Origin of the sequence: Niastella vici (genome assembly GCF_002077945.1) — a bacterium.
GTDB classification, from domain to species: domain Bacteria; phylum Bacteroidota; class Bacteroidia; order Chitinophagales; family Chitinophagaceae; genus Niastella; species Niastella vici.
Genome location: NZ_LVYD01000077.1, coordinates 32418 through 54877, shown reverse-complemented (window position 1 = coordinate 54877; position 22460 = coordinate 32418). Strand labels below are relative to the sequence as shown.

Sequence of the window (22460 nt, the reverse complement as noted above, 5' to 3'; positions counted from 1 at the left end):
TTTCGGTTTGGTGTGATTGCAAAACCTGTCAGTGTGCGTCTTTTTGATGCACTGACAGGTTTATTCTTATTGTGTAAGCGGGGAAAAGTGGCGTAGGTAATGATTATTTCAACACGTGAATTAGACAAAAATTAAACCAAACGATTGTCACTATGAGAAGTATTCATGGTACTTTACAGAAAACCAGAAAATGGCTGTGCCTATGGGTAACCATTGTTACCCTGTTGGCAGGTACAACTGCCATGGCACAACGCTTTGTGCACCCCAGCATACCGTTTACGAAGTATGACCTGGACCAGCTCAAAGCAAACATTACAAAAGACCCCTGGCTAACCGGGTACAATGCTTTGGCCAATGACAGCCGGTCAAAACTCAGCTATGGCATGCAGGGGCCCTTCACCGAAGTAGGCCGCGCGCCCAACCTGCACAACACGCAATGGATAAGCGATATGCAGGCGATCCACAACCTTACTTTCATGTATGTATTTACCGGCGACAGCGCCTATGCCCGCAAGGCTACCAACATGCTCGATAGCTGGGCTGTGACCAATACTATTTGGTCGGGCGGTGAGGCTATGCTGGATATCGGTGATTACGTGCCTTATTTTGTTACGGCTGCAGATATTCTGCGCGGCACTTTCCCCGGTTGGAGTGATTCAAACACCGTTCACGTAAAAAATTATTTCGCCAACGTCATTTGGCCGCAATCGTGGGTGCCTTACCCGCCAAGAGATAATAACAAAGGCGCTTTGCAAATGCAGATCGCGCTCGCTGTGGCTGCTTTTCTCGATGACAAGGCCAAGTGGGACCAGGCCATAGAACTGTACCGTCTCGATGCAACTGCGGCCCTCAGGTGTAGCCTGCCCAATGGGGAAGTGGGCGATGCCGGCCGCGATGACCACTGGTTTGTGCAGGCGGCTGCCCTCGTTTTTGCCGGTGAAGTAGCCTGGAAGCAGGGCGTTGACCTGTTTTCGGAATATGGTAACCGGTTGTTAGCGATCGGTGAATTGTATAATAAATATGCTTTTGTTGGCGACACCATGACCTTTATACCCTTTGGCGGTTCGGCCAATTACTGGCAGAACTGGGGTATTGGGGTAGGTGCACGTCATCAGGCCCCATTCAATAACATTATCAAAGGCGCCTACGCCTTGCGTAAGGGTATTGCAACGCCATGGACCGAGCAAATGCGTACAGCAGTGGGCGAGGGGTCGTATTCATTCCTGTATTTAAAATCTGCTGACACTTCTACAGCTATACCTATAACACCAATTGCTTTTCCCAATACGCAGGCAGTATCGCAGCTAAGCGATCTGGATATTGGCAACCCCGGTATTGCCGGAAGCGTTGCATATAACAATGGCAAATTTCAGCTGAATGGCGCCGGTACTTCGGCAGCCACTTCGGCCAATTTTGCCTTCAAACCCGTTAGCGGGGATTTCATCATCATTGCAAGAATTGATAGTAATTCTATCAGCTCTGCCACCGCCGGGATAATGGTGCGCGATAGCCTGGCTGCTACTGCCAATAATATTTCGGTGAACCTGTACAATGGTTCTGTGAATACCCGTTGGAATGGCAATGTGAACGGCTATACGCATTATGCGCCAAAAGCGCCCTGGTGGTTAAAGCTCGAGCGCGTCGGCAACCGGATCTTTTCATATCATTCGGCAGATGGCGTAAACTGGAGCTGTCATAATTGTATTTATAACTCCTTTGCGGCTGATGTTTATGTTGGGTTGTTTACGGCATCGAATAATACCTCTGCGGTAAACTCAGCCACCTTCAGCAATGTATCAATCACCAATACAACGCCGGCCGGTGCGCCGCAGATCAGCAGCCCCTTATCGGAAACGACTGCTGTTGGAACCGCTTTCAATTATTCTGTTATTGCAACCAATAATCCAACGGCTTACAGCGCTACCGGTTTACCCGATGGTTTAAGCATAAACACTTCTACAGGCGTAATATCAGGAACGCCAACAACAGCAGGCACAACCGCTGTTTCCATTAATGCTACCAATACGAGTGGCACCGGAACTGCGGTATTGATCATAACAGTCAACAACAACGTGGCGCCCGCTGCACCAACCGGTTTATCAGCTTCGGTAGTAAATACCACGCAGATAAAACTGGCCTGGACAGCCGCGGCGAATGCCAGTAGCTATAGTGTAAAAAGATCGTTGACAGCAGGCGGCCCGTATACCACTATTCAATCGGGTATAACAGGTACATCCTTTGTTGATGCCGGTCCGGCCTTTGAAGTGAACAATTATTATGTGGTCACTGCCTTGTCGGGCAGCCTAGAAAGCGGCAATTCAGCCGAAGTGTTCGCGAATGTGCCGCCTGCCATCCCATCGAAACCCGTTGTTACCAGCAAGAGCAACGAGCTCGATCTCAAATGGGATACAGCGGCGGGAGCAAAAACCTATAAAATAAAGCGTGCCACTGTGGCCGGCGGACCTTACACGGTTATTGCGCAGGTATCGGCTACCAGTTATGCCGATATGAACGTGGCAAACGGCACGGGTTATTATTACGTGGTTTCATCAATGGGTAATACGCAGGAAAGCGCTAACTCAATTGAATCGTTTGGCGTACCTGGCTCCAATGCTTCTACCTGGAGCGCTACACCGGCTTCTGAAAGCTGGAGCAACGCTGCTAACTGGGTAGAAGGTACGGTTCCTGCCAGCCCGGCCATTCTCACTTTTAAAAGCACTGCCGACAGTGTTATAACAAACGACATTACCGGTTTGCAGGTATCAAGATTGCTATTCGATACTACAGCCAGTGATTATACGATCAGCGGTAACTCCATTAAACTGAAGACCGACCTGGTCAATAATTCTGCTTACTGGCAAGCCATCAGCACGCCGGTGACCATCGACAGCCAGGTAACGGTAAGCGCCATGTCGGGCATCAATATGACCGGCGTGGTAAGTGGTGCAGGCAGTATCCTGAAGAGCGGAAGCGGCGTGCTGCAATTGACCGGTAAGAATACTTACGCAGGTAATACCACGCTTACCGGGGCCATTGCTATTGCCGGAACCGGAGCCGGAACATCGGGTGCGCCCACCTATGGCCCGTTGGGAACCGGAAAGATCATCATGAATGGCGGTACGTTGTATTCCGGCGACAGCGCGGCAACCATCTACAACGATATTCAGGTAATGGGTACCGGTAGAAGTTACCTTACCCAAACCGTTAATTCGATCAGTATATACGGCCGTATTACAGGAACGGGTACACTTTGGGAAGACGGTAATGATTATCCCGGCATCAACCTGTATGGCGATAACAGCGGCTTTACCGGGACATTTGTGGCGGCATTGCGCAGTGGCCGCAACCGGGTTCGCTTCATGGTGCCCGAATCGGGCAGCGCGAACGCTTACTGGAACCTCGATGCCAATGGTATCGATTGTATCGGCGTTCTCTTCCAGACAGGTACCCTCAATTTTGGTGCATTGACCGGACGTGGTTATTTCCGTAACGATGCCGGCGGTACGCCTACCATCAGTATCGGTGCGTTGAACATTTCGACGAACTTCGGCGGTACAATGAACAATTATTTCAACGTTATAAAAGTAGGTACGGCCGACCTGTCCTTCTCGGGGAACCATACTTACGGTGGAACCACTACCGTAATGAGCGGCCGTTTCTTACTGAATAACAATGCCGCTACCGGTACATTCGCCAGTCCCATCATTGTGCAGGGCGGCGCTTTGGGTGGTGGTGGAAGAACCCAGGCTACTATAAAAGTAGGTACCGGTTCAGGTACAGGGGCTTCGCTGGAACCGGGTAACAGTAATATAGCCACGCTCACCACTACAGCGGCATTGACCATGAACCAGGATGCTACTTATAAAGCAGAAATAAGCATCGTAAATGCTACCTGCGATAAAATGAGTGCGGCTGGCTTAACGCTCAACAATCCTGTGTTGTCTGTTACCGCTGTGGATTCCGGTGCACTGGCATCAGGGACCAACCTGGTCATCATAGACAACAGCAGCAGCAGCGCAGTAACGGGCAATTTCAAAAATTTACCCGAGCTGGGCCTGGTGACTGTGAAAGGTTATAATTTCCGCATCACCTACAGAGGCGGAGATGGCAATGATGTGGTGTTGATGGATGAGCGGGTATTGCCGGTAACAATTAGCAGCAAGACCACTGATACCACCCTGCTTGGCAGAACGTACACGTATGCCATCACCGCTATTAAATCGCCCACCAGCTATAATGCAACAGGGTTACCTGCGGGATTAACGGTGAATACCTCAACCGGTGTTATCTCAGGTACGCCTACGGTTGCAGGTGCATTTGCGGTGACATTAACAGCAGCGAATGATACCAGCACCGCCACAGCGACATTGAATTTGTATGTACGCAACACTACTGTTGACGGCGTGGCAGGCATAGCCGGTACAGGAAAAAATACCATTGAATGGAACCAGGTATTGAACCTTGGTTATAAAGTAAAACGCGGCACGGCAGCTGGCGGCCCGTTCACCACGCTTGGCAGTACCATCAATACTTTCTATGTTGATTCAACGATTACAACCGGTACTACTTATTATTATGTAGTGGCTGCGTATGATTCAACAGGAGAATTTGGTAACAGTGCGGCCATAACGCCGGTGGTTACAACAGGCGCTTACAGCTATTGGGATTTAAACGACAGCAGCGCCACAACAGCCAATGACCTGTGGGGCAGCCGCAAGGCAACATTGAACGCAGGTGTTACCCGCGTGGCCGGCGCTATTAAGCAGGGCATTAAGCTCGATGGAACCACCAGTGGCTATGCTTCATTGCCCACGGGCGCTGTGAGCTCGCTCACTGATTTTACCTTCTCGGCCTGGGTGAAAATGGATGTAGCTGCCAACTGGGCGCGCATCTTTGATTTTGGCACCGGCACCAACGTGTATATGTTCCTGGCAAGGAATAATACCGGTTTGTTAAGATATGCCATCACCACCGGTGGCGGCTCCAAGGAGCAGGGCATCAACAGTAATACCACCATCACCACCGGTGTATATACGCATGTTGCCGTAACCTGGAGTGGCAACGTAGGTATTTTGTATATGAATGGGGTAGAAGTAGGCCGCAACAGCGCGATGACGCTGAAGCCAAGCAGCCTCGGTAGCACCACGCAGAACTGGTTCGGCCGTTCACAGTACTCGGCTGACCCATACCTCACCGGTATCCTTGACGACATAAAGATCTATAGCCGCTCTTTGAGCGCTGCTGAAATTGTGGGCCTGGTGAATGCGGCGGCGCCTGCCCAGCCAACGCCATTGACTGTAACATCGGCCAGTGCAAAGAACATACAGCTTGGCTGGACTGCCTCAGCGGGAGCCACCAGCTACAGCATCAAGCGTTCTACCACTAGCGGTAGTGGGTATACGGCAATTGCCAGTGCTACTACCAATTCGTTTACCGATACAACGGTGGCCGGTGGCGGTCCGTATTACTATGTGGTAACAGCCAAATCGGGCCTGTTCGAAAGTGCGCCATCCAATGAGGTGAATGTATTGTTAGCTCCGGCGGCAGTAACCTATCCCATTGCAACCAGCTGGAACAAACGGATCGATTTGAGCTGGGTAGGTGCTTCAGGCGCTACCAGCTACGTGGTAAAACGTACAACAGGAACCGATACAACGACCATCGCAACCATTACCGGCCTCACTTACAGTGATACCACGGTTACAAATGGAACGGCTTATACGTACATGATATACGCAGCCAACACAGCAGGGGCAAGCCCGGGCAGTGCGGCATCTGCTACGCCGGTTAACCAGCCAAATAGCTGGTCGCACAGCGACATCGGTTCAACCGTGCTTACCGGTAATGCCGGTTATGCAAACGGCATTACGGCTTATGGCTCCGGTGCCGATGTCTGGGGTACTGCCGATGCATTCCATTTCACCTATCAAATAGTGAGTGGTGACGGTGCTATTGTAGCGCGTGTTGCCAGCCTACAGAATTATGCTACCAATACCGCTATCAGCGGCAATGCCAAAGCAGGTGTGATGATGCGCGACGCCCTCACAGCAGGTGCAAGGCATGGACTGGTAGATGTAACACCTTCTGTAGGTATCGAATATATTCGCAGAACGGCTACCAATGGCTCAAGTTCTGTGACTTCAGCCGCCGGCCTTGTTGCACCAAATTGGGTGAAACTGGTGCGCACTAAAGATACCCTGGCCGCTTACCGCAGTGCCGATGGTATCAACTGGACAAATATCAACTCACAAACTTATACCGGACTTCCAACAAATATATATGTTGGTTTGGCCGTGTGCAGCCACAATACAGCAGCCATCACCCGCGGCGTGTTCGACACGGTAAGCGTAGCCACTGCGGTTCCGGCCATAACCAGCGCCAAAACTGCGGGCGGTATTGTTGATTCGTCGTTCAGCTTCCAGTTGGTGGCAACCAATTCAACGTATCATTATTCGGCTACCGGTTTGCCCAACGGGTTGTCAATAAATATTGGAACAGGTCTTATTTCCGGTACGCCCACCGTGCCGGGTACATTCCCTGTAGTTGTCACTGCGGCAAATGCGCTGGGAACAACAACCGACAACCTGGTGATCACCGTTACGCGCAACCAGGTAATTACCTTCCCCGCATTAACAGATGCACAGGTGGGCGCCCCCGACTTTAATGCGGGCGCAACCGCTTCATCAGCACTGCCTGTAAGTTATAGCAGTTCGAACCAAAGCGTGGCTACCATCGTAAACGGGCTGGTGCATGTTGTAGGAAAAGGTGTTACCACTATCACTGCTTCACAAAACGGCGACAGCATCTACAATGCGGCGCCAACAGTTAGCCGGCAATTGGTGACATACATGTTGCCAACGATCATAACCAAAAACATACAGGTGGCCGTGGATGCTACAGGAACAGCGGCTATTACTGCACAGCAGGTAGACAGCGGTTCGGTGAGTTACTCAGGCGCCTTAACGTTACGTGTAAACAGAACCGCATTTAGTTGCGGGGATATCGGTTCAGCGGTTACTGTAACATTGACCGGCACCGATGCCGACGGGCATGCTGACTCTGCAAACGCACAGGTAACGGTTGTTGACAATACCGCGCCTGTAGTAAGTTCGCCACAGGACCAGTTATTCTGTTACAGCAATAGCGGCACCTATACAGTCCCTGCTTTAACGGCTACTGATAATTGTGAGGTGGCTTCCATAAGTTATGTGGTGAGCGGCGCTACTGCGCGCAGTGGCACCGGCGCCAATGCAAGCGGTGTATTCAATACTGGTTTGTCGACCATTGTATACACGGTGAACGATGTGCATGGAAATGCCAGTACCGACACCACCCTGGTAACGGTAAATGCGGCCCTGAGCGCGGTTATCCCCGACGTATATGCCATGAACCCGGCGGTGGATGAGAAGAATACCATTTATATTGGTTATGGCCCCACATCGCTGACGATTACGGTAATGCCGAATGGCGGTACAGCGCCTTACAGGTATGTGTGGAATTCAGGAGATACCACAGCGGCTGTTAGCGTAAATGTTGCAGGCACCTATACAGTAACTGTTACAGATAGCAAAGGTTGCACTACTACTGCGTCCATACTAATGAAGACGCTCGATGTAAGATGTGGCAACAACTTTAATAAAGTGAAGATTTGTCATAACGGAAAAAGCATTTGTATTGGGATGGACGGCGTTCAGGACCATTTAAATCATGGTGATTATTTAGGGGAGTGCTCAAGTGGCGCACGCCAGGCAAATGCCGGAACCACCTGCAATTGCAATCCGGCTGCGATCACGGTATTCCCTAATCCGGTAAATGAAATGCTCACTATTCAGTTGGGCGCATTGAATACCGGTGCGGTGATGCAGCTGTACAATGCCAATGGCGTATTGGTTAGAACAGAAAGGCTGGTAAACAGCACTACAACAATTTCTGTACAACCATTGCCCGCAGGCATCTATTACATCAGCATAAAGAATGGCGCAGCAACATTTATGCGCAAAATAGTTAAGCTATAGTAGTTTTTTAGTGTTTTTGAGCACGAGGCCGTCTCATTGTATTGGGGCGGCCTCGTTGTTTTGGCACAGCACTTTGTTGAAGATCAGTAGCGTCAGCATTAAACCGAATACGCTTCGAAAAAAAAAGCTACGTACATTCAACATCCTCTTTTCCCGGTATACCTTCCTCCCCCAAACCATATAAGTCCGCTCTCTCGATTTTATCATTTACACCGTTGAATTTTTTTAGCGCAGATGTCTCATCTGGAAACAAATCTATTTATGCAAACCAAGCAAAACCATGAAAAAGATCCTTTACACATTTGCTATGTTGCTTTGTGTCAATACTGTATTGGCGCAAACGGTGCTGATCCCTGCTGGTGCTACCTGGAAGTACCTCGACAATGGAAGTAACCAGGGTACTGCCTGGCGGGCTACTTCTTTTAATGATGGAAGCTGGGCCTCGGGCCCGGCTCAATTGGGCTATGGCGATGGCGATGAAGCTACTGTTGTAAAGTATGGCCCACAATCAGACAACAAGTACACCACGACCTATTTCAGAAAAACCATTTCAGTGGCTGATGCATCTGTGTTTTCCAATTATACTTTACAGGTGAAGCGTGATGATGGCATTGTAGTGTATGTTAATGGGGTGGAAAAATACAGGAACAACATGACCAGTGGGACCATTGCGTATAATACCTGGGCAGCATCTACCTGCAGCGATGATGGCAATACCTGGCTCTCCGCCACATTGGCAGCTGGTTCTTTAGTTACAGGGACCAATGTAATAGCCGTGGAAATTCACCAGCGAAAGCCAACCAGTGCCGATATCAGCTTTGATCTTCAATTGACCGGCACAGGCGGGTCAGGGGGATCGGGTGGCGGAACAACTGCCTCGCTGACCCGCGGGCCTTACCTGCAAATGGGGAATCAAACCGCTGTAACCCTTCGCTGGCGTACCAATACGGCCACCAATTCAAGAATTGAAGTGGGCACTGTATTCGGTACGTATAATTTATCTGCCACCAATAGTACGTCAACGACCGAACACGAAGTGCGCATCACCGGCCTCGCTGCTGATACCAGGTATTATTACCGTTTTGGCAGTTCTACACAAATATTACAGAGTGCCAGCGATAATTATTTTATTACCGTACCACCGCCCACCACAACCAGAAAGTTACGCATTGCAGCTTTTGGCGATTGTGGCAAAAACAGCCTGAATCACCAGGTGAATACACTCGCGGCTTATAGGAATTATTTGGCCAAAAATAACCTGGAAGCGGCCGATGCCTGGTTATTGCTGGGCGATAATGCGTACGAAAATGGAACAGATGGAGAATTTACAAGCAATTATTTCAATGCGTATGGTAATACGATATTGAAAAATCATAAGCTGTATCCCGCGCCGGGCAATCATGACTATGCCAATAGTTCCTCAAACCAGGCAAGTCACAATGTTCCTTACTTCAGCATCTTTACGCTGCCTGCCAATGCAGAGTGCGGTGGGGTGGCCAGTGGCAATGAAAGATATTATTCCTACGATATCGGCAATGTTCATTTTCTGGCATTGGACTCGTATGGTAAGGAAGATGGCGGCACCACCCGCCTGTACGATACTACCGGTGCACAGGTGACCTGGGTAAAGAAGGACCTTGCGGCTAACACTAAAAAATGGATCATTGCCTATTGGCACCATCCGCCCTACACCATGGGCAGTCATAATTCCGACACAGAATCGGAACTGGTCAAGATCCGTGAGCGGTTTATCCGCATTCTTGAACGCCTGGGGGTTGATGTTGTTCTTTGCGGGCATAGCCATGATTATGAGCGCTCTTATTTATTGAATGGCTATTATGGCAATGAGTCTTCATTTAGTTTAAGCACCTCTACAAAAAGCCGCAGCAGCGGTAAATATGATGGCAGTTCTAATTCCTGTCCTTTTGTTACAGCTGCAGGTGGTAACCATGGAACGGTGTATGTTGTGTCGGGGTCATCAGGCGCCAGTGGCACCATACAGAGCGGTTATCCGCATAATGCCATGCCCTGGTCGATCAACGACGGCGGCATGACCTATATAGAAGTGCAGGAAAACCGGCTCGATATGAAATTCATTCGCATGGATGGCACTATCTGGGACAAATTCACCATTCTGAAAGATGTGAACAAGACTACGAATTTGTCAGTTGCTTCAGGTACGCCCACCACCTTGACGGCATCATGGCCTTCAGGTACCTATAAATGGAGCAACGGCGCCACTACCCGGAGCATAACGGTGAGCCCTACTTCAGGTACTACGTATACCGTATCTGACAATACTTCGGGCACCTGTATTACTGATGTATTTAAGTTGACAGTTACTGCCGGCATTACGGCAAGAGCAATGACAGAGGTGCCGGAAATAGCCGGATTTACTTTAAAGATTCAGCCAACCTTTGTAAGGAAAGGGCAAAGCATTCAGGTGCAAACGAATTCAGGCGAGCCAATAACGCTTGTTGTGGTTGATATTACAGGAAGAATAGTTAAAACGCTGCAGTTTACAGGTGCTGGTTTTATTGATACCCAAACCCTGCAGGCAGGTACCTATATCATAAAAGTAAAAAGCGATACAATAGGGGCTACCCAAAAATTTGTGGTGACGGAATGATGCGCTGTAATACACGAGGCCGTCCTGATAAATCGGGGCGGCCTCGTGTATTTGGCTTATAATATCTTTTTATTTACCTTTTTTGGTTTGAACCGGCGATTTTTTTATCCGTTCAATTGCTGCATCGATATCCTCAACAAATACTTCATCCTGCATTTCACAATAAATATCAGCAAGATGATGACCAGAGGCTGCCATTGTTCTGGCTTTTTCCAGACTTGTCATCGCTTCTTTTTCACGGTGTATGGCCTCAAATACCAGGCCCTGGTAATAATAGATCTCGGCGTAATTGTCGTATTTTTTCATTTGCTGGTCAAGGTCAGATAAAGCGCCGGTATAATCTTTTATTCTCATTTTTGTTACTGCCCGGTGCAGGAAGTCGGAAAACCCGACCCATGCATCGCCCTGTTTTGTTCGCATGCTGTCGATTCCCAGCGTAAAATATTGAAGCGCCTGCCGGTAATTACCCAACTCGCGTTCACAAAGGGCCATAACGTTGTATAAATGATAATTGCCATCGCCACTATAGGAGGGGTTAAAGCCAGATAAAGTGTCGAACCTGCGCAGGTCTTTTAATGCGCCTTCATAATCCCTGAGGAATTTAAACCGGCACCAACCCCTGGTACCTAAATAAGGATAGGGTTTCAACGCCACTGCTTTGTCCAAATATTTTCGCCAGTTATAGAAATCGCCGCGCTTCAGATAAGGTACGCTTATTTCACTCCAGGCTTCGGCATAATCAGGACACACCCTGATGGCGCTGTCGTAATATTGCTGCGATTGGCGGGTGCCCTGTCCAAAATTGCCTGCCTGTTGATACAAAAGGCAGGCTTTAATATGGCAGCTGTCTTTAAATACCTGGCAATTGGTTTGTGACCGGCCCCATTGCATGGTTGCCAGTGAAAGCAGCAACAAGCTGGTTTTTTTCAGGGTAGCACACATTCTATTGCTCCTTTATTTAGTTTGAAGGTTATATATTGATAGCTGTCGTATATGGTATCTTTATAAACAGCAGGTTGCCAGCCCTGCAATTCCTTTGTCAGTTTCATTAACTGGCTGCTGATAACCCTGTCGAATATATAAGGCTGATAGCTGGCGTCCAGTTCAACCATTCTGAAGCGCCCTGTTTTTCCTGAACAATTGATGATAAAACGAATGGTAAGAAAGCCGGTTTGCGCGGCGTTTTGTACGGCGGGTTGATAGCGGCTTTTAAAATAATGCTCTATTTCCCGCTTGTGTTGCCTGTAATAAGAGCCGGTATTGTAGTATTGAAAAACCCGTTTGGGATTGCAAACAATAAAGGTTGAGTCGTCGAGCGCAGCATTGTAGGAGATATCGCCCACATTGGGCGGAAAGCTGTCGACCCCTTTATAACCAGGCTCGCTTGATTGTGCAAAAACGGTACCTGCGCAGGTCATCATGAAAAAGAGTAACCAGCCGGTAAGTTTACTTATCTGCTTTGGTTGGGCTGAGCTCAGCAGCATGTGTTTTTAGTTAAAGTAACCGAAGATCCGTTGGATCAATCTCCTGTTACCGGTTACCAGTTGCGCTTCTCCTTCGAGCAAAGCGGTGGAAGGTAATGCGCCGGCAGGAAGATGAATTCCTTTCGGAAAAATAACGGTGACAATATAGTGTTTTTTATCCGGTACCAGCGATATACCGGTAGTGGTTCCTGAAAAAGAAAGGGATTCCCGGTTCTTTACACCTTTTACAATAGCGCTTACCGGCAGGCCAACCCGAACCCGCATTGATTTGTCAACCGGTATGATCATTCGGCCAACCGTAGCCGGAGTATCAGGCGGCACAACGGCAGCAACCAGGTCGCCTTTGGTGAGGGCAGCTGTCTGGTATAGAAAAGTGATTTTACCCGTAGCGGGGCATTTTACAGTATAGTTACTTTGCGGGGTTGTTATAATATACAGTGGGGAGTCTTTTTGTACTGTTTGCCCCTCCCTGGCCAACGTATACATTTCCCCGTTAACAGGCGCGTTTATCCTGATTACCTGCCTGTTGGTGCCCAGGCTAATGGAACCGGTGATACGATCAGGTATATAAATGATCCAGGAAAATACCAGTAAAACCAATACTATCCATAAGATCAATCCTGAACCATATAAAACGATATTTGGCGGAGGCTTTCCAATAACCTCCCGTGTGACCTCATTTTCTTCGGGTAGTTGATCCAGCTTGCTCATATGCAAAAATTATACATTAATTGCCCAGTTCCAGTTGATTTTTGATAAGCGTAAAATAATGACCTTTAGCTGCTACTAATTCTTCATGCGTGCCGCATTCTACAATGGCACCTTTGCTCATTACTACAATTTGATCGGCGTTCTTTACGGTGCTTAACCGGTGTGCAACGATCACCACTGTTTTGCCTTTATAAAATTCAGACAGCCTGCCGAGTATTTCCTTTTCATTATTGGCATCGAGTGAACTGGTAGCCTCGTCCAGAAAGAGATAGGAAGGATTTTTGTATACAGCCCTGGCAATGAGTATGCGCTGTTTTTCACCGCCGCTAAGCGAAACGCCGTTATAACCCAGATTGGCAGAATAGCCATTGGGCAAATTTTCAATCAGCGTACCGAGATTGCTGATCGTTACGGCATTTTTTAAACGCTCTTTACCAATAGGTTCATCTGATGCCGATTCAGAGATGTTCCTGGCAACCGTGTCTGAAAAAATAAAACCGTCCTGCATCACTACGCCGCATTGGGCCCGCCACTGGTCGGTATTTATATTCAGTATATTTTCATCAGCTACCCTGATCTCTCCCTGTGTTATTTTGTATAATTTCAGGATCAGCTTTAATAAAGTGGTTTTGCCGCTTCCGCTGGTGCCTACGATGGCCGTCACTTTTCCCTGTGGAATTTCAAGATCGATATTGTTCAGGATCCATCTTGTTGTTCCGCCATATCTGAAGCTGGCATTCACCAGTTTGATACTGCCGGGTTGGGGAGCAACGGTTGTTCCGTTTTTAGATAACTCATCTTCTTCCGATAATTCGTTATGAATTTCAGAAAGCCGCTTAATGCTGAGCCTGGCATCCTGGGCAGATTGGAAAAAAGTGATCAGGGAGTTGATAGGTGTGTTCAATTGTCCTATGATGTATTGGATCGCCATCATGCTGCCAAGGGTGATTTGTGAGCGCACTACACTTTCAGCAGCTATGATCACTATGACAATATTTTTTAACTGGTTGATAAAGTTGGCGCCATTTGATTGTATTTGTCCCAATGCCAGGCCTTTCATCAGTACCTTGTACAGCCGCATTTGAATGATCTCCCATTCCCAGCGGCGGCGGATCTGGCTGTTGTTGAGCTTTATTTCAGTAATGCCATTGATCAGTTCCAGGATACCGCTTCTATTGGCAGCCGCTTCATCGTGTCGCTGGTAATCGAGGATCGCTCTCTTTTTTACAAATAATACTACCCAGCCAATGTAAATAATGGTGGCTGCCAGGAAGATAAAGAAGATCTTTCCGTTGTATGTGGCCAGTATGGAGCCGAAGATGATCAGCGATACCATCGAAAAGAGCACATTGAGGGTAGTGGATGACAGAAAATTTTCAATGCGCTGGTTGTCTTCGATGCGTTGTAACAGATCGCCCGTCAGTTTCGACTCAAAGAAAGAAACGGGGAGCTTCATGATCTTTGACAGGAAATCTGAAATAATGGAAATATTTATCCTGGCGCTCAGGTGAAGCAGCAGCCAGCTTCGTACCGTTTCAATGGCCGATTGTGAAATGAACAGCATCAACTGTCCCAGTAAAATAATATAAATAAAAGACAGGCTTTTATTGCCTATACCATAATCAACGATCGCCTGTGTGGTGAACGGAAAAACCAGGAGTATGATAGTGGCTGCTATAAGGCCCAGTAATAACTGGTACAATATTTTTTTATGTGGTTTTATATAATGCCACAGAAACTTTCCTTCTTCCCAGATTTTCTTTTCTGGCACATCTTTGTTGTCATAAAACTCCCTGGTGGGCTTAAACAATAATACCGGCCCTTCGCCATTTATATCAGAATTGTGCCGCCATCCGGCCAGGAATTTATTATGACGCTGTTTTAATAATCCTATTGCCGGATTGGCAACATAAATAAAACGATTATCGGTTTTGTAAACGATCACGAAGTGTTTTTGTTTCCAGTGTACAATGCAAGGGAGAGGCGCATCGTCTCTTAATTTTTTAAAATCAATATTCACTGACAGGGTTTTGATGCCTATTGATTCAGCAGCCTGTGAAAGCCCCAGGAAACTTACACCGTTACGTGTTATATAGCTTTTGCTTCTTAAATGTTCTACGCTATAATTCTTTCCATAGAATCTGGCTATCATCTTTAAGCACGTAGGGCCACAATCCATTTGGTCGAGTTGCCGGAAAAAAGGAAATTTTTTCATGAATAAAAATTGCTGTCTGTCTACTATGATGTCTTAACGATGGTGAGTATTTGCTCGCGTATGAGGAACCTGGTAAGTGAAAGCACAGACTGCATTTTGTCACCGGTATCTGTATGATTGTCATATTCCGTTACCAGTTCCCGCACTGATCTTTTACCATTTACCCGAAAAAGGAATTCAATAACTTCTCCTGCGTCCTGATATTCCCTGCCCTTGTAACAATTGTATAAAGTATGCCTGACAGCTTCACCGGAACTGTTTTTTTCGCCTTCAATAGTAAACCGGAAGTTTGAATGAAGACCGATAATGCTATCGGCAGTCAGCCGCTCGGCCATCAGTTGTTCATCGGCCGCTTCTTTTTTTCGGGCTGCATACACCCAGTTATCGTAAAAATTGGCGTGCATTTTCTCTGCTGCTTTTATATGAAAAGAGCCGGCGTTGTTTTCATAAACCCATTCAAATCCATATTTGTACAGGTACGCCTTGATGTCTTCAGCAGTGAACATAGATTGTACCTGGCTGAAATTGTTGCCCAGCGGTCCAAAATGTATAAACAGCCCGTCTTTTTTAAGTACCCTGTTCACTTCGGGAAATAGTTTAGGAAAGGGTAATACATCGGTAAAATAAACAGAGATAATACAGGATACAGAGCGGTCGGGCAATGGCAAACGCGTGGCATCGGACAAAAAGTAAGAGAGTTTATTATTGATGCCGGCTCTGTCTTTATCGGTGTATCCAACAGCAGCAGCCGAAGCAGTTATGTTTCTGGTGCTGTGCATATTATCCCGTATTTGCGTTAGCATTATGTCTGCAAAATTAATTTGGCCGCCTTTGGCGATCTTATTATAGAACGATGCCATAGGCAATGCCAGATCAGTAGCATAAAGATGATCAAAATATTCGCTGATGTCCCAGGCAATGCGCCCCAGTCCGGCCCCGAGTACCAATGCCGTTTTTGTTTCGTGGCAGTGTTCACGAATGATAGCGCCGAGACTGTTGCGAATAATACCAAGTTCTTCTTCCGCCGCAGGCAAACCGCACCAGTCTCTTTTCAGATAGGGAAATGCGTTGACCTGGCGTATATCCTGGAATTTATTATTTACAGCAACATGCATCAATTGCGCCTTGTCGAAATATTTTTCCGTGACGTTAATCGCATTTTGTATCAGGCGCAGATTTGAAAGCGTGCTCTTTTGAAGACTTTCGGCTGTATTTTTTCTGAACGACAATCCCTGGTAAGGGTTGCTGTATTGGCCCGCTGCTTCCTGCTGTTTTAAAATATATTTGCTATACTGGTAATAAGATTCTGCCAGGAACAGGGATGGATTAGGTACAAGCACAGGAATGCCATCGATAACAGGATAGGTATGAGCTGAACCGGGAGCATTCAATTGTTCCTGTTGGTCATTCGTATATTCCAGTATTTTTCTGGTGTGCAAACAAATTAACTCTTTCATCCGGTCGCGTCGGTTTAATAATGTTGTTATTTAATGGCCAGGGAGCTATCAATGGGGTTTAATAACAGGAAGTTTTCGTATGAAAAATCATAGCCCTGGTTCGAACTATCGTACTGGTATATAAAGGAGCTTACCTTTTCATCCAATTCGTTAAATGCCTGTTCAAACTCCTGCCATAACGATCGCCCTTTTTCCGATAGCATTTCGCCCGATCTGAAATCCTCCAGCGCTACTTTGAACTTTCTCATGCAGAAAGGGAACCGGCCCAGCAATTCATGCAATTGACGATCGCTGAAAACGCCCGCTTCATACAAACGATAAAAGTTTGCATTGGAAAACAAGAACGGTAGCAGGGAATAGTAGGCTCCCAACATAGTTCTGCCGTCGCCGGGCCGTTTATTAAACTGCTTTATGGGTGTTTCGGGTGGAACCGAGAAGAAAGATGCTTTATTGAACATCACCGCATAGTAAATTACATGACCGCACTGATGGGTAATATCTTCACAGAAGAATACTTCATCATGACTGTCCTGTACATTAAAGAATGCCGTTCCATTGGCCAGTATGGTGGCGAAGGACCGCAGGTGCTGGCTTTTGAATAATACCACTCTTTTAATTGTGGCATGCAACAGCGCATCGAATTCGGGATAAAATTCCCTGATGTAAGCCAGCGCTTTTTCGAGATGTTGTTTATGGCGGCTTACCGTGTCTTCAACGGCCAGGTCTTCATTTCCTTCAAACAGCGTGTTCAGCAGCGGATTGTTGTGAAGGCATAATTCAATTGCTGTATTATTTAACAGGTATATATTTTCAAAGGTAGCCTCTATTGCCTGGCCATTTACCAGTAAGCTTGCAGCTGAAGAGTTGGGGTTTCCATAATAATCTACAGGCCCCACAGTAATATTCGTATGGTAATAACCGATCCCGGGTAAATAAATGATGCCATTATTGTCGGGGTAAACAGGTATAGTGGCTGGTCTTTTATCTGGGGCAATATACCCAAATAATATCTGCTCAATACTGATCTTCTTTTCACGTGCATTGAACCATGTATATAAGAGCGGTTCCATAAAAGGGGCTTCCGCATCGAAATCCAACAGATCGAACAGGTCTTTCCGGTTTTTATACAGCATTAGCTTTATGTATTGAATATAACTGTTTCTGCCTTCTGCTGTTTTTTGAGTAATAAGTTGATAATTCATGACACATGCTTTAGCGTTAATTGTTAGCCCGGTTAAATTCCTCGGAATTACCGGTTTTTGAAGCCTTTCTGTCTTTAACGGTTTGTTTGCCGAACCTGTAGGTAAAGGTGAGCCGCAGGTAGCGGCTTTCGTAGGCGTTTTTAAATGTATAGTGCTGGGTGGCAAAATTTACTACCTGTTGCTGCGGATAGGTTTTGAAGAGATCATACACGTTCATAGCCAGGGTTGCCTGCTTTTTGGCAAAGCTCCATTTAACGCCTGCATCCACATAACCGTTTGGCCGGTACCGGTATAGAAAAATCTGGCTGAGCGACTGGTAATTAAAATTTATTTCTGCGGTCAGGTTCTTTTTAGCACTGATCGTAAACTGATTATTAAGATAGCCATAAAAGGTAAACTGGCCATAGTCGAGCATTTCATTCAGGTAGGGCAATTTCATGCTATAATAAAACAGGTATAGCGTGCTGTTCACCGACCATGCCGGTGTGATCCTGAATGGCGCATAGCTATGTATTCCGTAAGCGTCAATTTTTCCTAAATTCTGCCGCGTGAAATAAGCGGTGTTGCGGGTAACATCAATAAAGGGGATCTGTTGAAAAAAGTTATTTGTGAGCAACGCATAGGCGGCAATTGAATATTTTTCTTTGTAGGTATAGGTTACTTCGGCATTGTTTGAGTAAGAGGGCCGTAACGCCGGATTGCCCTCGGAATAATTATATTGATTGATGTAATATTTAAAAGGGTTCAGATCGGAAAAGGAAGGTCTGTTGATCCTTCTGCCATAAGTAATGGTGAGCTTGCTATTTTGGTTGAGAATCTGCTGGTAATTGAGCGAAGGAAAAAGTTTCAGGTAATGTTGTTTATTGATCTCATGCTGATCTACCAGTTCGCCCGTAATATCGGTATATTCAGCGCGCAAGCCGGCCACAAAATTGATACGTTTACCGGTTTTATTTACGCTTGCATAAGCTGCCTGCACATTTTCCTGGTAATTGAAGTGGTTCGACTGGTTGGGATCTTCTATCAATGGTCCCTGATCGTAGCCGCGATAGAACAGGTAATTATTATCGGTAGTAGTAAATGATGTTCGTAACCCGGTGGTAAAGGAAAGTCCTTTACTGATCTGTTTTTCAAGGTCCAGTCTGCCGGTATAGTTTGTTATGGTTTGGGCAGCATAGCTGGCTGTATTGAACCGGTGATCACTGGCCGGGGGCGCATAAGTGACCGATGACAATGCCTGGTCCTGATCGGTGGTATATTGCAGGTAATCGCCGGTGAGTAAAATATTAGATCCTTTACCATCAAGCATATGCTTATAAGTGAGGTCTATATTCGTGTAGTTTAAATCCCTGTTAATATGATTTCCTGTTTCAATAAGGGAGTCTGTTTTATAATTGCTCAACCCTGTAATATTGGTAAGGGAGTTATGATCTTCTTTTGTTTTGCTGGTAAGGTTCCGTTCTGTCAATACGGTTAATACATCTTTATTGCTGAGGGTAAAGTCGGCTCCCAATTGAACAGAACTATAGTTCCTGGTAATATGTTTTGCATTTTCTGAAGCCCACAATGAAGCGGGGTAATAGATCTGCTGGTGTTCTACCGGTTGGGTGATCCTTTGGCCGCCATTTATAAAGCCATATAACGTAAGCCATTTTTTCCGGTAATTATAGCTGATATTGCCGGTGTATGTGCCGGAAGTCCTTTGTTCGTAGGTGCCGGTGCCAATCAATACCAGTCCTTCATTCTTATTTTTTTTGAGCCTGATATTAATGATACCCGAATTGCCGGCTGCATCGTATCTGGCGCCCGGGTTGGAAATGACTTCAATAGCCGCAATGTTTTCCGTTGGGATAGCAGATAAATAGGCAAACAACTCATCGCCACTCAACTGTACTTTGCGGTCATTCACCATTACCGTTATGCCGCTTTTACCTATTATGCTGATAGTATTACCGTTTGATTGTATGCCCGGCGTTTTCGAAATAGCATCCCAGCCGTTGCTGCCGGTTGCTTCCAGGCTTTTTTCAACATTGAAAACAAACCTGTCTGCCTTCTGTTCGTAAATATTCTCCTTTCCTGTAATGCTTACGGCTGCCAGTTCCTTTGATTCTTTATCCAGCACGACATTACCCAGGCGGACTTCGTTCCCTGCCTTGGGTACAATTATCAATACCATTTTTTCACGGTAGCCTACATGCGTAGCGTGCAGGATATAATTGTGGCTCGTTACATCAGAGAGCTGTATGGTAAAATTACCCTGTTCATCGCTGACTGCGCTCGTAATGACCTTCTCGTTTAAAGTGATGGTTATCGTTGCGCTGCTTACAATTTTCTTTTCACTGTCGGTTGTTTTTCCTGTAACATGCACCTGGGCGATCAATGAAACAGGGATAATATATAATAATATCACGAACAGGATTCGTTGAACGGGCATCGGCGTATTTTTCAACTTCAGCATATAGGTTAAACAAGGAATGATAATATAATAGGAGAGAGCAAAAACTCTCTCCTATTATGATTCTACTAAGACTCAACTGAGGCATTGCAGTTGGGGTCGCCAGGGTGGCAATCGGTTTCATTACCGCCGGTGATCATTTCCATTAATTCTGCAGAGTTTACTGATTCGGCTTTAGCAACGAATTCATCGAAAGACATTTTTTTGTCGTTTGTCATAAAAGTGAAATTTAAAAAATAAATGCCTACTCTATAAGGTTTTCGGCTTCCCCTTAAAGATATATAGATACAGGTAGTCAAACTGCAGAGCAGTGCATGCGCGTTTGGCGTTGGCGGCACGGCAATGCCAAATGCATAAGCCCAATTACAATGCAGAATGCTATTCTGTATGAAACAATAAAGCGTAGTACCCGGTCATATCAATCCTGGCAGGTTTTTGATATGGAGGGTGATTTACGAAGTGATAAAGAAATGTAGTTGGTGGTAGTGGAGTTGGCTGCAAATCATAAATTGTAAGGTTTTAACGCAAGGAATAATTTGATCATTCATACAATCGTACTGTTAATGGTATTAGTATTAGTATGGGTTTAATTCAATCGCATATTGAAAGTAAAAAAGGGGATGATAAAAAAGAATACCCGTCTACGTTAATAATTGTTAAATAGGGTGTGACTAACATGCCCTTTCCATCAACGTTAGAGTTATAAGCGCGACAAAAACTACCATAAGTGTGCAGAAATTGACTAAAAGTGTGCATTTTCAAAAAGGGCAAAAAAAGTGTTTTTCCGGTACTTTCTAAAACCATATCGAGTGAAAGTACCTGGAAAAAATTCGGAAAATACGGTTGAATGGGGGAGTTATGGCCTTTAAATAAGGGTAAGCATCGATATGTACATAAAACAACTGCACCAGACCGAAGACTGATGCAGTATCAAATATGTATAATTGTGATGTTATGAAAGTATTTGTGTTATTCTGCTACAGTAATTGTTGGGGGCTGCCTGCGGCAACGCTTTCTTCGGTATATACTAACGGCAGATCTTCAGTGCGGATGGCATCATCGAGGAATTCACTGCCTTCATTGGTATTGTGCGCGGGTTCATAATGAACAACCGGGTGTTCGTTCAATCGGTCACGCCGATTTTTAAAAGCGGGGTGTAAGAAGAAAAGGTTCATACAATTTGATTTTGGTTGTTTGGAAAATGGAGTGAAAGAGTGGTCTGCTGCCTGTTAAACTGCCGTGTTGTTGACCGGTTTTCGTAAGGATAAATACGCCGGCGTAGGGATATCCTGGTGCACGAACAGGTGGAAAGTGCATTCCCCTTGCAACCGCCCCGGTCCCGCATGGCGGGATCACCCGTCGTCTTCGTTTTAACAGCCAGCAGACCCACAATAATTTATTAGGCTTTTTTCAGTTGACCGGCCAGCCATTTTTCATAATTGATGGCGCCCAATTTTGCTTTTCCTGCCGGTACCAATGCGGCATTGGGAATGGTGCCGCCGTAATATTGGTTGTTGTCATTGGGTTCTACCTGGCGTGGATCTTTTGTGTCGCGCAGGTAACGGCTGAGGAAATTAGAGAGGGTTGAACGTTCGGGACCGGCTATTTCCATGATGCCATTAATGGGTGCTGCCAGCGCTGCTTCGGCAACAAAGGCGGCTACATCATCAGAAGCGATGGGTTGAAATTGAAGAGCTGAAATATGCACTGTATTTCCGTCAGCAGCCTGGCTGGCGAGGCCACCCAGGAACTCGAGGAATTGTGTGCTGTGAACGATGGTATAAGGAACACCGGATTTTTTGATCAGGTCTTCCTGCGCCTTTTTTGCGCGCATATAACCAACGTTCTGCATTTGATCGACCCCTACAATGGAAAGCGCTACGTGATGCTTTACACCGGCATTGATCTCGGCGGCCAGTATATTGCGGCCTGATGTTTCAAAAAAGTTCAAAACGGCCTGGTCTTCCCAGGAGGGGGAGTTGGCAAGGTCTACCACTACAGCTGTTTCGTTCATGGCTTCGGCCAATCCTTCTCCGGTGATGGTGTTGATGCCGGTGTTGGGCGAAGCGGCAATTACCTGGTGTCCCTGTTGACGAAGATGGGCGACTACTTTGGTTCCGATGAGGCCGGTGCCTCCGATGACTACGATTTTCATAATTTGACTTTTTAGTGTTTGTTGATTTTCTCTTAAAGAGGCCAACGAAATGCCAAATCGCCAAATAGATGATTGTCAACCCGGTAAGCAAAAGCGAGGGATCGGTTTTTCACTGTATTTAGTGAATACACGAAAAC

At 46.4% G+C, this 22460-nt stretch carries 12 protein-coding genes; 2 read left to right on the top strand and 10 right to left on the bottom strand.

Annotated elements, in window-relative coordinates:
- Positions 1-152 precede the first annotated feature (152 nt).
- Both A3860_RS32320 and A3860_RS32315 read left to right on the top strand, forming a co-directional pair.
- Positions 153-8015 (top strand): LamG-like jellyroll fold domain-containing protein, encoded by a 7863-nt coding sequence (locus A3860_RS32320; RefSeq protein WP_081154661.1) that lies wholly within the window; start codon positions 153-155, stop codon positions 8013-8015.
- Positions 8016-8295: 280 nt separating this feature from the next.
- Positions 8296-10644 (top strand): metallophosphoesterase, encoded by a 2349-nt coding sequence (locus A3860_RS32315; RefSeq protein WP_081154660.1) that lies wholly within the window; start codon positions 8296-8298, stop codon positions 10642-10644.
- A gap of 69 nt (positions 10645-10713) precedes the next feature.
- Here A3860_RS32315 and A3860_RS32310 read toward each other — a convergent pair whose 3' ends face one another.
- The 10 genes from A3860_RS32310 to A3860_RS32270 form a co-directional block, all read right to left on the bottom strand.
- Complete coding sequence (locus tag A3860_RS32310; RefSeq protein ID WP_081154659.1) at positions 10714-11586, bottom strand: tetratricopeptide repeat protein; 873 nt, start codon at positions 11584-11586, stop codon at positions 10714-10716.
- The gene (locus A3860_RS32305) at positions 11571-12128 is read right to left on the bottom strand and encodes a hypothetical protein (RefSeq protein WP_081154658.1); all 558 of its coding nucleotides are present in this window, start codon (positions 12126-12128) and stop codon (positions 11571-11573) included. Before A3860_RS32305 ends, A3860_RS32310 begins: the two co-directional genes overlap by 16 nt.
- Positions 12129-12134: 6 nt before the next feature.
- On the bottom strand, positions 12135-12839 hold the full coding sequence (locus A3860_RS32300) for a hypothetical protein (protein ID WP_081154657.1): 705 nt from the start codon (positions 12837-12839) through the stop codon (positions 12135-12137).
- Between the two features lie 16 nt (positions 12840-12855).
- Complete coding sequence (locus tag A3860_RS32295) at positions 12856-15054, bottom strand: peptidase domain-containing ABC transporter (protein WP_081154656.1); 2199 nt, start codon at positions 15052-15054, stop codon at positions 12856-12858.
- Positions 15055-15077: 23 nt separating this feature from the next.
- Entirely contained in the window at positions 15078-16511 is a 1434-nt protein-coding gene (locus A3860_RS32290) for a methyltransferase domain-containing protein (protein WP_081154655.1), read from the bottom strand.
- Between the two features lie 26 nt (positions 16512-16537).
- Positions 16538-17713: a hypothetical protein gene (locus A3860_RS32285; protein WP_081154654.1), complete on the bottom strand. Its 1176-nt coding sequence runs from the start codon at positions 17711-17713 to the stop codon at positions 16538-16540.
- Between the two features lie 16 nt (positions 17714-17729).
- Positions 17730-20147 (bottom strand): TonB-dependent receptor, encoded by a 2418-nt coding sequence (locus A3860_RS32280; protein WP_158085434.1) that lies wholly within the window; start codon positions 20145-20147, stop codon positions 17730-17732.
- An 89-nt stretch (positions 20148-20236) separates the two neighbouring features.
- On the bottom strand, positions 20237-20386 hold the full coding sequence (locus tag A3860_RS41340; RefSeq protein WP_158085433.1) for a hypothetical protein: 150 nt from the start codon (positions 20384-20386) through the stop codon (positions 20237-20239).
- Between the two features lie 759 nt (positions 20387-21145).
- Positions 21146-21343, bottom strand: a complete 198-nt coding sequence (locus tag A3860_RS32275) for a hypothetical protein (RefSeq protein WP_081154652.1) — start codon at positions 21341-21343, stop codon at positions 21146-21148.
- 224 nt (positions 21344-21567) lie between these two features.
- Positions 21568-22323 carry an SDR family oxidoreductase gene (locus A3860_RS32270; RefSeq protein ID WP_081154651.1) on the bottom strand — a complete coding sequence of 252 codons (756 nt, stop codon included), beginning with the start codon at positions 22321-22323 and terminating at the stop codon, positions 21568-21570.
- Positions 22324-22460: the final 137 nt, after the last annotated feature.